At 69.8% G+C, this 14,116-nt stretch carries 16 protein-coding genes and 1 pseudogene; 3 read left to right on the forward strand and 14 right to left on the reverse strand.

Going from position 1 to position 14,116, the window contains the following annotated elements; all coding sequences use genetic code 11:
- Positions 1-382: 382 nt before the first annotated feature.
- The 5 genes from ABT130_RS33185 to ABT130_RS33205 all read right to left on the reverse strand — a co-directional run bounded on the left by ABT130_RS33185 (position 383) and on the right by ABT130_RS33205 (position 4,377).
- Complete coding sequence (locus ABT130_RS33185; RefSeq protein WP_350962181.1) at positions 383-1,531, reverse strand: CapA family protein; 1,149 nt, start codon at positions 1,529-1,531, stop codon at positions 383-385.
- 28 nt (positions 1,532-1,559) lie between these two features.
- On the reverse strand, positions 1,560-2,783 hold the full coding sequence (locus ABT130_RS33190) for a cytochrome P450 (protein WP_350962184.1): 1,224 nt from the start codon (positions 2,781-2,783) through the stop codon (positions 1,560-1,562).
- Entirely contained in the window at positions 2,780-3,823 is a 1,044-nt protein-coding gene (locus tag ABT130_RS33195) for an ABC transporter substrate-binding protein (protein WP_350929600.1), read from the reverse strand. Before ABT130_RS33195 ends, ABT130_RS33190 begins: the two co-directional genes overlap by 4 nt.
- 64 nt (positions 3,824-3,887) lie before the next feature.
- Entirely contained in the window at positions 3,888-4,106 is a 219-nt protein-coding gene (locus tag ABT130_RS33200; protein WP_350929602.1) for a hypothetical protein, read from the reverse strand.
- A 70-nt stretch (positions 4,107-4,176) separates the two neighbouring features.
- Positions 4,177-4,377, reverse strand: coding sequence for a hypothetical protein (locus tag ABT130_RS33205; protein WP_350962186.1), 201 nt, complete (start codon positions 4,375-4,377; stop codon positions 4,177-4,179).
- Positions 4,378-4,570: 193 nt separating this feature from the next.
- Here ABT130_RS33205 and ABT130_RS33210 point away from each other — a divergent pair, with 193 nt between their 5' ends.
- Together ABT130_RS33210 and ABT130_RS33215 are read left to right on the forward strand one after the other, a co-directional pair.
- The gene (locus ABT130_RS33210) at positions 4,571-4,927 is read left to right on the forward strand and encodes an enoyl-CoA hydratase-related protein (RefSeq protein WP_350962189.1); all 357 of its coding nucleotides are present in this window, start codon (positions 4,571-4,573) and stop codon (positions 4,925-4,927) included.
- Positions 4,812-5,081, forward strand: a complete 270-nt coding sequence (locus ABT130_RS33215) for an amidohydrolase family protein (RefSeq protein ID WP_350962253.1) — start codon at positions 4,812-4,814, stop codon at positions 5,079-5,081. The genes ABT130_RS33210 and ABT130_RS33215 overlap by 116 nt, the downstream gene beginning before the upstream one ends.
- 362 nt (positions 5,082-5,443) lie before the next feature.
- On the opposite strand, the gene ABT130_RS33220 is transcribed toward ABT130_RS33215, so the two are convergent.
- The 9 genes from ABT130_RS33220 to ABT130_RS33260 all read right to left on the reverse strand — a co-directional run bounded on the left by ABT130_RS33220 (position 5,444) and on the right by ABT130_RS33260 (position 13,623).
- Positions 5,444-6,385, reverse strand: coding sequence for an LLM class F420-dependent oxidoreductase (locus tag ABT130_RS33220; RefSeq protein WP_350929609.1), 942 nt, complete (start codon positions 6,383-6,385; stop codon positions 5,444-5,446).
- Complete coding sequence (locus tag ABT130_RS33225) at positions 6,378-7,238, reverse strand: hypothetical protein (RefSeq protein WP_350962191.1); 861 nt, start codon at positions 7,236-7,238, stop codon at positions 6,378-6,380. Before ABT130_RS33225 ends, ABT130_RS33220 begins: the two co-directional genes overlap by 8 nt.
- 212 nt (positions 7,239-7,450) lie before the next feature.
- Positions 7,451-7,957: a substrate-binding domain-containing protein gene (locus tag ABT130_RS33230; protein WP_350962194.1), complete on the reverse strand. Its 507-nt coding sequence runs from the start codon at positions 7,955-7,957 to the stop codon at positions 7,451-7,453.
- A gap of 35 nt (positions 7,958-7,992) precedes the next feature.
- Positions 7,993-8,799, reverse strand: a complete 807-nt coding sequence (locus tag ABT130_RS33235; RefSeq protein WP_350962197.1) for an SDR family NAD(P)-dependent oxidoreductase — start codon at positions 8,797-8,799, stop codon at positions 7,993-7,995.
- A gap of 35 nt (positions 8,800-8,834) precedes the next feature.
- Positions 8,835-9,245, reverse strand: coding sequence for a nuclear transport factor 2 family protein (locus ABT130_RS33240; RefSeq protein WP_350929614.1), 411 nt, complete (start codon positions 9,243-9,245; stop codon positions 8,835-8,837).
- A gap of 100 nt (positions 9,246-9,345) precedes the next feature.
- Positions 9,346-10,848, reverse strand: a complete 1,503-nt coding sequence (locus ABT130_RS33245) for an aldehyde dehydrogenase family protein (RefSeq protein WP_350962200.1) — start codon at positions 10,846-10,848, stop codon at positions 9,346-9,348.
- 131 nt (positions 10,849-10,979) lie between these two features.
- On the reverse strand, positions 10,980-11,165 hold the full coding sequence (locus tag ABT130_RS33250; RefSeq protein ID WP_350962203.1) for a hypothetical protein: 186 nt from the start codon (positions 11,163-11,165) through the stop codon (positions 10,980-10,982).
- A 94-nt stretch (positions 11,166-11,259) separates the two neighbouring features.
- The gene (locus ABT130_RS33255; RefSeq protein ID WP_350962205.1) at positions 11,260-13,182 is read right to left on the reverse strand and encodes an FAD-dependent oxidoreductase; all 1,923 of its coding nucleotides are present in this window, start codon (positions 13,180-13,182) and stop codon (positions 11,260-11,262) included.
- Between the two features lie 144 nt (positions 13,183-13,326).
- A complete protein-coding gene (locus ABT130_RS33260; protein WP_350962207.1) occupies positions 13,327-13,623 on the reverse strand; it encodes a 3-hydroxyacyl-CoA dehydrogenase NAD-binding domain-containing protein in 297 nt (98 codons plus the stop codon).
- Between the two features lie 96 nt (positions 13,624-13,719).
- Between ABT130_RS33260 and ABT130_RS33265 the strand changes: the two are divergent.
- Positions 13,720-13,938 (forward strand): annotated as a pseudogene (locus ABT130_RS33265) (enoyl-CoA hydratase-related protein); the annotation flags it as partial.
- Between the last annotated feature and the right edge of the window lie 178 nt (positions 13,939-14,116).

The following is a 14,116-nucleotide window of genomic DNA, read 5'->3' on the forward strand; positions in this document are numbered from 1 at the left end:
CCACCACACCACAACCCTCTTTCCCTCCCCGCCGCTCTTCCGATCGGGGCCTTGCACCCCACGCTGCATATTATGATCTCTGGGGGGGGCCCCGGCGCTTGGCCGCGCCGGAGCCCCCTCGGCCCAGTAGTCGGTCAGGGCCGGGTCAGTTATGCAGGACCCGCCGGCGGAGGAGCCGGCGTGTCGGTCCCGGTTTCCTGAGCTTGACGGGGCCGGAGTCGGCGGCGGGCGGCGGGCGGCGCCGACGACCCGGACGAGCACGCCGCGAGTACGACGAACACCGCGAGGAGCACGCGGACCTGCCTCATTGCAGTCACCGACTTCCGTCTCCGGGGGAACACGCTGGTGGTCGTGCCTGCGGTCGGACCGCCGGGGCGGCCCGTCATCGCAGAGCGACGACGACCTCGTCGCCCTCGACCGTGAACGTCGTGTCCAATCCCGCGCCCGCGGTGACCTCCTCGATGTACTCGAGGACCTGCCTGAAGCCCTTGTCGTCGCGGCCCTGGACGACGGGCTGAGCCCGCTTGTTGATCACGACCGGTCGGAACGACACTCGGGCGACCCTTTTGTCGACAATGTCGACCTGGCCGATCATGGACAGCACCTGGTCCGGCGAGATCGTGTACGGGTGGTACCACTCGTCGTACTCGGTCGGTTCCAGGATCGACTGGTGGCTGCCGATGAGGTGGTCGAACTCGGCGTTGCGGGCCCGGGCCTCCTCGATGAGCCGGCGTGGGTTGTCGAAGCAGAAGTTGCCGAGGCTGTGGAAGATCGGCTTGCCGGCGTAGACCTCGATCGCCTTGATGACGTGCGGGCCGTGGCCGATGACGATGTCGGCGCCGGCGTCGATGGCGGCGCGCGCCACGTCGTACTCGTAGTCCGGGATGACGCCCTTGACCAGGTGGATGCCCCAGTGGAACGACACCGCGAGCACGTCGCAGCGCTGCTTGGCGGCCCGGATGTCAGCGGTCATGGCGGCCAGGTCGTCCTTCACCGGGAACGTCAGCACCCGCGGTGCCGTCCCGGGCTGGTAGTCGACCTGCTCGTAGTGGGTGTGCGCGCGCATCGGCGCCACCCCGACCCGCGACGGCCCGGCCTCGTAGTTGGGCCGCAGCAGCGAGCAGTAGGCGAGGAACCCGACGGACGTGCCGTCGCGCTCGATGAAGGCCGGCGTGCGCGCCTCGGCGTTGTCCGCCCCGGCGCCGACGACGGCGAACCCCTCCCCGCGCAGCGCCCCGATCGTCTCCAGCAGCACGTCGGGCCCCAGGTCCATGGCGTGGTTGCTGGCGCAGGAGATGACGTCGTAGTTGCCCAGCTTCAGCGCCGCGACGTTCTCCGGCCGGGTGATCTCCGTCCAGCCGACGGCGGGAATCGTGTCCTCGGTGGTGCTGTAGAGGCGCTCGTTCTGGGCGAACACGACGTCGTAGCCGGCCAGCACGGGCCCGGCGAACGCGTAGCCGCTCTCGGGCTCGCGGCGGAAGGCAGCAGTGTCGCCGACGGCCGCGAGCCGCACGGTGGACTTCTCGGTCACAGGTCTCGTTCCTCCTCTTGGTTGATCCTCACCGGAACACCACCGGCGCGCCGAGGTACCCCTCACGGAGCACCGCGACGACGCGTTCGGGCTCTCCGGCGAGCTCGAACGTGGTGAACCGGCGCAGCAGGGCGGACAGCAGCGCGGCGGCTTCCTTGCGGGCGTAGGCCGCGCCGATGCACACGTGGGTGCCGAACCCGAACGAGGCGTGCTGGCGCCGCGGCACGGTCACGTCGAACACGTCCGGGTCTGCGAACACCTCCTCGTCGCGGTTGGCGGAGTCGTAGGCGAGGTAGACCCGCTGCCCGGGCCGCAGCGCGACACCGCGGATCTCGGTGGGGCGCACCACGGTGCGGACGAACCCGCGGGCCGGGGTGATCCACCGCAGCGCCTCCTCGACGGCCCGGTCGACGAGCCCGGGGTCGGCGCGCAGCGCGGCGAGCTGGTCGGGACGGCGGGCCAGCTCCACGACCATGCCCGACAGCAGCGACCGGGTGGTGTCGTTGCCGGCGCCGAGCACGGTCTGCAGGAACGTCACGACGTTGGCCTCGGTGACGACGGTGCCGCCGTCGCGGGGCGCCACCAGCAGCGAGGTCAGGTCGTCGCCGGGGTGGGCGCGCTTGCGGCGCATCTGCTCGCGCAGGTAGTCGCCCAGCGGCGCGAACTGCGCGTAGACCTCCTGCAGCTCGCCCGGGCGCAGCGGGTAGGACAGCCGCTCCATCCCGTCGCTCCACCGCCGGACGTCGTCGACGTCGGTGGCGGGCAGCCCGAGCAGGTCGAGCATGACCAGGATCGGCATCCGTGCCGCCAGCGGCACCCAGTCGACGACCGCGCCCGGCTCGACGCGGTCCACGACGGACACGGCGATGTCGCGGATCCGGGCCTCGCGGGCGGCGACGGCGCGGGCGGTGAACGCGGGCGCCAGCACCTTGCGCAGCTCGGTGTGCCGGGGCGGGTCGGTGTAGGCGAGGAACTCCCCGCCGTCGGCGAACATGCCGCTCGCCGGCGGCTGGCCGGCCGCGTTGTCGAGCCGGATGCCGTGCGCGACCGAGAAGTCCTCGGGGTGACGCGAGGCGTGCCGGACGTCGTCGTAGCGACTGAGGACCCAGGTGTCCAGCGGCGTGTGGTGGTGCACCGGGTCCTCCCGGCGCAGCCGCGCGAACACCTCCGCGGCCTCGTAGGTGTGAAAGTGCGGGTCGTTGAGCCGGACGGCCTCGTCCAGCGTGCGCAGCGCGGCGGTCACCGTCGTCACCGGACCGGTGTGGCGGACGCGTCGCTGATCAGCTCGGTGTCGACGAGCTTGTCCAGCGGGATGTTCTGGTCGTAGGCCAGCTGGCCGCGGGACCGGAAGAACGTCTGCATCTCGTCGATCGCCTGCGCCGACAGCGGCAGCCCGGGCGCGAACGTCGGGGCCGGGCACTGCTTGATGACGTCCTCCGGGATGTTGGTCAGCTTCGACAGCAGCGTGACCATGGCCGGGTCGGCGAGGTAGTCGCCCTGCAGGTCGTTGGTGACGGCCCGGTTCATGGCCCGCACGAACGCCGCCCCGGCCTGCCGGTTGTCCTTGGTCAGAGTCGGGCCGACGACGAAGGCGCCGCCGCTGACCTGGTAGGCCTTCGACATGTCGCCGATGATCTTGACCTGCTTCTGCGCCAGCAGATTGGCCAGCGACGGGTAGAACCCGAGCATCGCGTCGACCTGGCCGTTGGCCAGCGCCACCGGGGCGTCGGCGAACCCGAGCTTGATGAGCTCGAGGTCGGCGAGGGTGATCCCGTGCTCGCGCAGCATCGTGTCGACCTGCCACACCGCCGACACCGTGTCGCCGCCCGGGATCGCGACCTTCTTGCCCTTCAGCTCCGCCGGGTTCCGCATCGGCGAGTCGGCCGGCACGACCATCTCGATCTGGGCCCGCCCGTCGGCCGACGACGTGCCGCCGGAGCCGATCATGGGGGTGTTCATGCCGTTCGCGATGCCGTTGAAGTAGCTGGCGGACAGGCTGCCGAAGTAGCCGTCCATCTGCCCGGCGGCGGTGATCGTCTGCGCATCGGCGCCGCTGGCCGAGACGAACTCGACGTCGAGCCCCTCGTCTTTGAAGTAGCCGCGCTCGGCCGCCACCAGCAGCGGCGCGCTGGTCAGTGAGAACGCCGTCCCGACCTTCAGATGCAGCGGCGGCCCGCCCGGGGCCGGGGCCTGCGTGTCACCGCCCCCGCCCGAGCCGCACGCCGCGACGCCCGCCACGAGCAGGGCGCCGCACGCGACGCCCACAAGCCGCCACAGGGTATGCTTCCTCATTGCAACCTCCGTTTTCCTGGAGCCGCAGCACCGGGCGGGTCACGGCCGCCCGGCTGGCAACCGGCTATGCCCTCGCGGGCAGATCCCACTCGACGTCGAGCCCGGTCGCGATCCGGCCCTCCAGCCGGGACAGGCTGGCGCCGATGCAATGGTGCGACGTGTGACCGAATGTGAAGTGCAGCCGGGCCTTGTCGCGGCCCGGGCAGAACGCGTCGGGGTCGTCGAACACGGCGGGGTCGAACTCGGCGCGCAGCGTGGCCTTGTCACCGACGGTGGCGGACATGGTGCTCCTTCCGGCGAGCCGGCCACGCGCCGCACCCGGTCGGGGTGCGGTGCGGGCGGTGCGGTGCCGGTCAGCCCGGCACGCGGTCGGCCCCGACCGCCTGGTCATGGATCGCGCGACGGAACGCGTTGAACTCCGCCGCGCCGGCCGGGACGACCGCGGGCTCGCGCGCGCACGCCTCGCCCCACAGGTGCGACGGCGTCATCTCGTGGGCGTCGACGTCGAGCGTCGCCTCCAGCAGGTCCATCGTCGTTCCGGACAACTCTGCCATCGCCGCCTCCTCGTTGAACCGTCCCGATCGCCTCGACCGCGGACGCCACCGCGACCGACCGCCGCAGCATAAGCAGGGTCGCCGACAACGGTCAACACTAAAGTTGAGGAAGTGCATGTCTACGGCTGGCAGCCGTCCAAATTCAGCCAACGTGACCGTTGAGCGCCGTGCCGGTGCCGGATAAGGTCGGGGCATGGACACCCCGACGGTCCTCGTCGCCGACGCGGACGACGGCGTCACGCTGCTGACCCTCAACCGGCCCGGCGAGCTCAACGCCTGGACCTACGAGCTGGAGGCCGAGCTGTTCGGCGCCCTCGACGCGGCCGCCGCCGCGCCCGAGGTACGCGTCGTCGTGCTCACCGGCGCCGGCCGCGGGTTCTGCGCCGGGGCGTCGATGGAGCTGCTGCGCCGCCGTCAACACGTACGAGCCCGGGATGCTCGACCTGACCGACCCGGCCAAGCACATCGAGGCGATGGACGCGCTCGACATCGACGTTCAGGTGCTGATCTCCACGTTCTACATCGGCATGGAGCTGGACAACCCGCTTGAGGAGGCAGCGCTCGCGCGCGGCTACAACCGGTGGATGGCGGAGAGCCTCCGCGTCCACACCGCCCGCCTGCCGTGGATCGTGCGGCCGCCGCTGCGCATGCTCGAGCGGGCGATAGAGGAACTCCTGGGCTCTAAAGGTGGTCGCAACACCTAACCCTGAGGGGTGTCGCCATGACCGAGGCGCGTCGGACCCGATCCTCTCCCCCTGTTGCCGGCCCACGGCCGGCCCAGCTCCGTGGTCGAGTGGCGGCACGTGCTCGACCCACTGACCGATCCTGCTCAGCCTGGTGGGGACCGGAAGTGCGCGTGGGTCCGAGAGCCCTGACGATCGCGCCTTCGCCGACCGCACCAGGGCGTGGCGTGCGCACGAGTACGGGCACGCCGCGCTGCAGGCGACGAAGCCGCAGACCCTGGCCTACGGCCAGGCCGGTAGGCCAGGGTCTGCGGCCTGGCCTACCGGCGGGGCGGCGTAGCGGCGCATCCTGCCCGCTACGCCGCCGTGTCACGGCGCCGAGCTCAGCGCCCCTCCCAGGCCTCCTTTACCCGGCGCAGGGCGTCGATGTGCTCGTCAACGTCGGTCTTGCGCACAGGGTCCCCGGCCTCCGTCCACTGCACTGGATACGTCGCCGTCCGCAGGTTCAGGTGCGTCGCCCCGAGTTCGGCCCACGCCGCGACCTCGTCGAGCAACGCCTCGGGCTCACGGGGGCCCTGGTAGATCGTACCGACCAGGGTCATCCCGTCCCGACGCCCGAGTTCGTCGACGCGGTCCCAGAACCGCTTCGTGCGATCCACCGACTCGGCCGCCGTGTGGGTCAGGAACCAACCGTCCCCCCGGCTCGCGGCCCGTTCCATCGCGGGATCCGAGTCGCCACCGATGATCAGCGGAATGGGCCGTTGGACCGGCATCGGGCACAGGCCCACGGCATCGAGTGTGTCGAACCGCCCCTGGAAGGTGACGGTCTCCTCGGTCCACAGCCGACGCAGCACGTCGATCTGCTCGTCCATCCGCCGGCCGCGGGAGCGGAAGTCGGCGCCCATGGCTGCGAACTCGGCATCGTTCCAGCCGACGCCGATACCCAGTCGCACGCGCCCGCCGCTGAGCACGTCTGCGACCGAGGCCTGCTTGGCGATCAGCGCCGTCTGCCGCTGAGGTGCGATCAGGATGCCGCTGGTGAGCGTGATCGAATGGGTCAGCCCGGCCAGAAAACCCATCGCGATCAAGGGCTCGAGGAAGGGGTTGCGGTGGCTGTAGATCGGCTTGCCGGTCTCGAGCGTGTTCGGGTTGAGCGGGCGCCACTCAGTGCGAACCTCGGCGTTGACGCCGACGACGTGTTCGGGGATGAACAGCTCCCCGAACCCGATCTCCTCCAGTCCCTTCGCCCACTCGGCAAGGACGAGCGGATCGGTGCCGAGGTCCTGGGTCGGGTAGGTCGCGCCAAAGGTGAGTGTCTCAGCCATGGTCGGCCACCAGCGACGCGAACCGGGCGCTCGGGAAGGCGATGCACAATGCCTCGGTGCCTGGATCGCCAGTGACCCGCACCGTCTCCCCAAGGTCGGACCAGACGACGGTGTGCCGACCGAAACGCCCGTCCCCGACGGCGATTTCACCGTCGTTCGTGAACAGGCAGTACGTGCGGTCAGCCGGCATCTCGAAGTCGACAGCGGCGTCCCACCGGATCTTGGTGATCGTAAGGTCACGCTCGGTGAATCGGCCGAGCACCTTCGTGGAGAGGCCGTCTCCGTCGCTGACGTACTCGAAGGCATCCGGGTTCATCAGGATGGGATCCGGATAGCGGGGAGCCGGGATCGCGGACGCCGCGGGGCGCCGGTACACGTGCTCCCAGATGGCGTTGAGCGCGTCCTTCGTCTGCGATTCGCCGTTCTCGTCCGTGTAGACGTACTTGCCGTCGCTGAAGACGCCCTTCTCCTTCAGCTCCGCGTACGCCTTGTCGTGCGCAGTGCGGGAGACCCAGGCGTCGCTCCACTGGATCTGGAAGATCGACGCCCCGTCGATCCGTTCCGGCCCGTAGTATGCCCCGGCCGGGAAGTAGGCGATCCAGCCCTCCTCGGTCACCTGGCCGCGACCGAAGTCCTGGACGCCGGTCATGGAGATCCGGATCTGCTCAAAGTCGTGCCGGTGGCGCGGAGCGGTGAACACGTTCTCTCCGCCCACGTAGTTGTAGCAGTCGGCGGCGTACCCGACGCCGGGCAGGACTTCCCCCTCCCGGACGTACTTGTTCTGCACGTCACCGACGCGCGCGTTCGCGACGACGGTCTTCCAATCCATCTCGTCGGTCGGGATGATCTCCATCCGGTCCGCACCTCTTCTCTTCGATCCTTCGGACATCTGCTGGCTGGAGCCGGGGGTCTAGGCGCAGGCGGTCGCGGCGAGCCCCGGACGTTGTGGCCAAAACCTCGCGGTGTGAGCGGCAGTGGTACGCGTGCACTCCCGTCGATGATCCGAGCCGATGACATCGGCGCGGGACAGTTGGTCGATGTTGGCAGCCAGTGCGTTGCGGATCTTCAACCTGCCCTGCCCGGGCCCGATACCGATCTCGGCGGCATAGATCTCGCCGGCCTCGTCGGGATTCCGCTGGATCGCTGCTGGGCCTCGTTCAGCCCGGCCAGGATGCCTTCGATTGCACGCGGGTTGTTCTTCACGTAGTCCATCCGCGCGGAGAGGACCGTCGCCTGGAACTCCGGGAGGTGGTCCGCCGCCGAGGCGATCAGCTTGAACTTCGACGGGTCCTTCGCGATCGCCGACGAGGTCGCGCCGGCGAGATCGACGTCACCGCCCTCCAGCAGTGCGACTCCCTCACCGAGACCGCCTGCACCGACCCGCTCCGTGGCACCACCCTGGCCCGCGACAATGTCGCCGGCCTTGCCTCCATGCTCCTCGAAGAAGCCCTTCCGCCGTCCGAGGAGCCACGCGATGACATCGGGCTCTGTCGGCGCGCCGACCGTCACCCGGACCTGCCGGTCATCCTGACCACCATGCGCACTCAGGGTGAGAACAACGAACGCCGGCACTGCCGTCCGTCCCTCCTGCTTCGTGACCGCCGCCGTCAGACGATGGACCCATCGGCCTTCGACACGCTCCACGCCGCCGTCCAGCCCCCGTCGACCACCAGCGTCTGCCCGGTGATCATCGCCGCAGCCGGCGACAGCAGGAACAGGATCGGCAGGCCGACCTCGCGAGGGTCCGCCGGCCGGCCGAGCAGGATGCGCTCGCGAACCTCCGCGGCGAAGTGTGGCCGCGCGGCCAGCGACATCCGGACCGGATCGGTGAGGGTCACCCCCGGGGCCAGCGCGTTGACCCGGATGCCCGCCCGGCCCCACTCGGTGGCGAGGGACCGGGTCAGGTTGAGCAGGCCCGCCTTCGCGGCGCTGTAGGGGGCCCGCCCGTGGCTGCCGAGGATCCCGGCCTGGCTGGCCACGTTCACGATCGCGCCGCCCGTGCCCTGCTCGAGCATCCGTTTCGCGGCGTAGACGCTCGTCCAGTACGCCGCCTTGAGGTTGACCGACAGGATCCGGTCGACCTCGTCCTCGGTGTAGTCCACGGCGTCGCGCCGCACGTCCCACCCCACGTTGTTGACCAAGCCGTCGATCCGCCCGCACGCCGCCACCGCCTCCTCGACCAGCGTGCGGGCCCCGTCGGTCGTGGCGAGGTCGGCCACGACCGTCACGGCCTCCCCACCGGCCTCCTCGATCTCGGCCTGCAAGGCGTCGAGGTCGGAGCGGGTCCGGCTGACTGCGACGACGGTCGCGGACGATGCCGCGAGGTCGAGCGCGAGAGCGCGGCCGATGCCACGCCCTGCACCCGTGACGATCACGACCTGGCCTGCGACGTCGAACTCCGGTAACCCGGCCACATGTCCACCGAACTCTCGTGCGGAAGGGGCGTCGATCAGTACGGGACCCGCTCGGTGGCCCCCGGCTCCTGCTTGAAGCGCACCACGGTGTCGACCCACCGGTAGACCAGGTCGTCCCTGAACTCCAGCAGGCTGAGCCCCCAGAACGTCAGCTCGGTGCCGTCGGCGGTGTGACCCACGTGGGTGTACTGCATCAGCCCGTGGCCCTCCTCGGCCAGCGCGGCGACTCGCTCCAGCGTGATCTTCCGGTCCGGCTGCAGGGCGAGCTGGCGCTCCTCCATGCCCATCAGGCCGGCGAGATCCACCGTCCGACCCTCCGGGTACGCCGCACTGGGCCGCTCGACAAGCGTTCCCTCGGGGTGCAGCACGACCTTCGCGTAGCCGACCCCCTTGTTGTACTCCTCGGCGAACCAGTGGATCAGTTCCTCGACCGGCCTGGTGTTCATAGGTGCCTCCTCAGGCATCGTGGTTCGAGTGGTTCGAGTGGTTCGAGTGGTTCGAGTGGTTCGAGTGGTTCGAGTGGTTCGGGTGGTTCGGCCGACGACGTCAGTCGTCGACGCGGATCCAGACCGCCTTGGTGTTGAGGTACTCGTGGAGCACGTGGCCGCTGAGCTCATTGCCGTACCCGCTCGTTTTCAGCCCACCGAACGGCATAGAGGGATCGACCTGACCCCAGGTGTTGACATAGACGTTCCCCGCCTGCAGCGCATCGATCATCTTGTGCGCCCGCCCGACGTCCCGGGTCCACACCCCGGCCGCGAGCCCGTACTCGGTCGCGTTGGCGCGCCGGATCACCTCGTCGACGGTGTCGAAGGGCAGGACCGACGCCACCGGGCCGAAGATCTCCTCCCGGGCGATCCGCATCTCGTCGCGCACGTCTGCGAACACAGTCGGAGCAACGAAGTTCCCCTTCGCGAGCTCACCGTCCTCGACCCGGTGCCCACCGGCCACGACGCGGGCACCCTCCGCGGGACCGGACTCGAGGTAGCCGGCCACCCGGTCGAGCTGGGCTCGAGACACAATCGGCCCGATCTCGGTGTCCGGGTCGAGCGCGTCGCCCACCTTCAAGCGGGCGGCCTCCTCGGCGAAGCGGGAAACGAACTCCTCGTAGACCGGGCGCTGGACGAAGATCCGGCTGCCGGCGCTACAGACCTGCCCATTGTTGGCGAAGATCCCCATCGCGGCACCCGGAATGGCGACATCAAGATCGGCGTCGGCGAACACGATGTCCGGCGACTTGCCGCCGAGCTCGACGTGCACCCGCTTCATGTTGACCGCCGACGCCCGGATGATCTCGCGCCCGGTGGCCGTCGAACCGGTGAAGCCGATCTTGTTCACGTCGGGGTGAGCGGCCAGCCGGGCACCCGCGGTCTCCCCGTAGCCGGTCACCACGTTGACGACGCCCGGTGGCAGGTCGAGCTCCTGGAGCAGCTCGCCCAGTCGCAGCGGGGTGAGCGGGGCCTCCTCCGCCGGTTTCAACACTATCGTGCACCCGGTCGCGAGTACCGGTGCGATCTTCCACACCGGCGCGGCCAGCGGCGAGTTCCACGGGATGATCGCTCCAACGACGCCGACCGGCTCGCGCAGCGTGAGGCTGTGCAGTGGCGTCGACAGCGAGTTCTGCACCGTCTCGCCGTGCAGCTTCGTCGCCCAGCCCGCGAAGTACCGGATCGTCTCGACCGGGTTCCCGGGCTTCACGCCCCCGCGGGTGGTCCCCATCTGCCAGCTGTACGGGACGCCCATGTCAATGACGTTGAGCAGAGCGAGCTCGTCGATGTGCTTCTCGACCAGCTCCGCGAACCTCAGCAGGATGTTCTGCCGCTGGACGGGGGTGAACCGGCGCCACGGCCCCTCCAGCGCCCGGCGCGCCGCGGCCACTGCCAGGTCGATGTCCTCCGCGTCGCCCTCCGCGACGGAGGCGATGACGGCACCGGTGGACGGATTGATCGTGTCGAAGGTCTTCTCCGAGACGGCGGGGACCCATCGCCCGTCGATGAGCAACCGCCGCGGGGCGCCGCCAAGCTCCGCGATCACCGATTCGACGTCCATGTCACACTTTCCCTCCGTCGCGGAACCGGGCGGCGCAAGCACCGGCCCGGCGGGCTACAGATCCCGGGCCATGCTAACCGCGGGTCGACCCAGTTTTCAACTCTTGCGTTGACTCAATTGCACGGTCGGACTCACGAGACGACGACCGCCTTGGTCTCGGCGGCGTCGCGCATCCGGCGCGGCGCCGTCGCCGTGTCGGCGAGGTCGAAGGTCCCCGGACCGGCGAGCGCGGACCAGTCGAAGCGGTGCCCGAAACGCTCGAGGAAGGCCGGCGCTACGTCCGTCCCACGCCCCCGGTGAACTCCCGGACCAGGCATGTTCGCCCCGCCGCGTCGGGGTGCAGGTCGATCGAGACGACGGTGTTCGAGAATGCATGTGTCGCGGGCGGGGTGAGGGCGTGGACGAGACCGGCTACGGCGCCGCGACGATCTCGTAGTCCTCGAGCCCGGCGCTCTGCGCCCGCGTCCAGTACTCGACGTTGCGGAAGGGCGAAACGAAGACGAGCCGGCCGCGCGAGTTGCGGAAGAAGGTTTCCGTCCCGGGGTGGGTCCACACGGTCGTGGCGCTGGTCCGGTCGACGAGCTCCGCGTACTCGTCGAAGACGTCCTTCCGGACGTCGATCGCCCGGATATCGAGGTCGAACATGCACGTGAGCAGCCGGCCGACATAGCGCATCTGCACCTCCATGAAGTGCATGAAGCTGCCGCTGCCCGGGAACGAGTTCGGCCCGCCCAGCAGGAAGAGGTTGGGGAAGCCGGGCACCGTCACCCCGAGGTAGGCACGCGCGTCGTCGTCGTCCCAGGCCTCGCGGAGGGACTGCCCGTCCCGGCCGATGATCTCCAGCGACGACACGAACCGCGATGCTGTGAAGCCTGTCGCCCACACCAGGACGTCGGCTTCATGGACGGCTCCGGAACTGCTCACCACCCCGCCCTCGACGACGCTGGTGACGGCCTCGTTCACCAGTTCCACGTTCGGTCGGCACAGCGCCCGGTACCAGCCGTTGTCGAGCAGGATGCGCTTGCCGAAGGGCGGGTAGTCGGGGACGACCTTGCCGAACAGGTCCTCCCGGCCGGCCAGCTCGTCGCGGATGTATTGCGTGAAGAACTCGCGGTGGCCGTCGTTGCGGGCATTGACCGCCCGCTCGGGATGGGGCCAGTCGGGGTCCCTGCGCAGCGCGTCGAGGACCTTGTCGCCGAACTGCCAGTAGAGCTTCAGCCAGTACCACGTTCGGTAGAGCGGAAAGGTGCGCAGAAGATAGCGCGCCCCTGGGTCGATCGGCTGCTGGAACTTCTCGAAGGGCGCGACCCATGGCGGGGTCCGCTGGAACACGGTCAAGCCGCGCACCGAAGGGGCGATCGCCGGAACGATCTGCATCGCGCTCGCACCACTCCCGACCACCGCGACCCGCTTGCCGGTGACGTCGAGATCGTCGTTCCACTCCGAGGAATGGAACGACGGCCCGCCGAAAAGTTCCAGACCCGGTAGCGCTGGAACGAACGGTCGGTTCAGGATGCCGACCGCGCTGACGATCGCGTTGACCGAGATCGACTCGCGCAGGCCGTCGCTGTCGCGCAGTTCCACGTCCCAGAGCTGCCGGCCCTCGTCGAACTCGGCCCGCACGACCTCGGTGCCGAAACGGGTCCGCGGGCGCGCGCCGATCCTGTCGAACGTGTCCGCGAAGTACCGCTCGAGCTCACCCCGAAGCTCGAAGTGCTGCGTCCAATCGCGCGGCGCGAAGGAGAACGAATAGAGGTGGCTGGGTGTGTCGACCCCCGCACCGGGGTAGCGGTTGTCCAGCCAGTTCCCCCCGGGCGCGTCGTGCTTGTCGACGACGAGATAGGAGACACCCATGCGCTCGAGACGGTGGGCCGCGATGATGCCGGACACCCCCGCGCCGATGACGAGTACGCGGAGGTCAGAGCCGCCGCGCACCGGGCGGGCCGGCCCGTCGTCCGCACCCGCGCGGCGGCGGAACTCCCGCGCGAACATCTCGCCGTAGCTCCGGTCCACCGGCTCCCCCACGCACGCCTCGAGCATGCGGCGGGTCTGCTCTGGATCCGGCAGCGCGATGGCCGGGGCGCGCCCGTCTTGCAGGTCCAAGAGCGCACGGACGCCGGCGGCGCGGATCTCCTCCTGCACAGGCTCGGGCAGCCCACCCGAGTCGTGATCGCCCAGCCCCTTGCTCCTGGTCGGGAGATAGGGCGGCCGGAGCCAGCGTTCGTCTCCGGTCACCTGGTAGATCACCATGAGCAGGGTCGGAATGTTCGCGGATCCCACCAGCCCCCGAAGCTCCTGTGGTGTCTGGCGACGCTGCTCTGGCTCATCGATCACAACGACTCCCCTCCGACGGTACCGCCGTCGCAACTGGCCTGCATCGGGCGGCGAACGGCGTCATTCCACGATAGGGAGGCCACTCTCAATTTGTCAACGTCATCGTTGAAAATAGGAAGCGAAGCGCCCCAAGCACCGCCCGCCTCACCCGAGGTCCAGGTCGCCCGCCTCGACGACGACCGCGGCCCCCTGAATCACCTCCCCGAGGCCGACACGGATCCGGACCCGCGCCCGCTCCGCCGCCTCGGTGGCCAGTCGGCTCTTGCCCGCCAGCCGGTCGAGACTCGCCCGCCTCGCGGCACCGACCCGCTCGAACTGCGCCGACGACCGGTCGGCCAACGCCACCTCGTCGCCGACCGTGGCCGGCAGCTGCGCAATACCCGGCCCCACGGTGCCGCCATCCGGGACGGCGACGCGATTCGCCTCAGGGTCGATTGACACATCCGCAGTCTGGCACACTTGTTAACGTAAGCGTTGAATAAGGGTGTGCCGTTGACTAGGGTCATCGAACATGGACTCACCTGAGCTGAGGACGCGTTGTTCGAAGCGCTCGACCGCCTGGCGGCCGATTCCGACGTACGGGTCCCCGTCGTGACCGGGGCCGGGCGCGCCTTCCGCGCGGGTGCCTCGCTGTCGCCGCTCGACAGCGAGGAGGCGACGCTGCGAGCGGCCGACCCGGCCCGCCACCGGCTGCACGAGCGCGCGGTGTACCCGAAGCCGGTCATCGCAGCCCTGAACGGCCCGGCCGCCGGGAGCTGGGCGGTCATGAAACGGCAGATCCTCGAGGCCGATCAGGTCCACCTCGCGACAGGCCACGCCCGAGCCGCCCCGCCGATGGGCTCGATGCTCGCCTCAGCCGACCATCGGGGGGGCATGCATGCCCCCCGCTTCAGCCCGCTTCCCCTTCCCGCCGCGGCACCGGCCGCAGGCGGCA

The sequence above is a fragment of the Streptosporangium sp. NPDC001681 genome (assembly GCF_040298085.1).
GTDB lineage: Bacteria > Actinomycetota > Actinomycetes > Streptosporangiales > Streptosporangiaceae > Streptosporangium.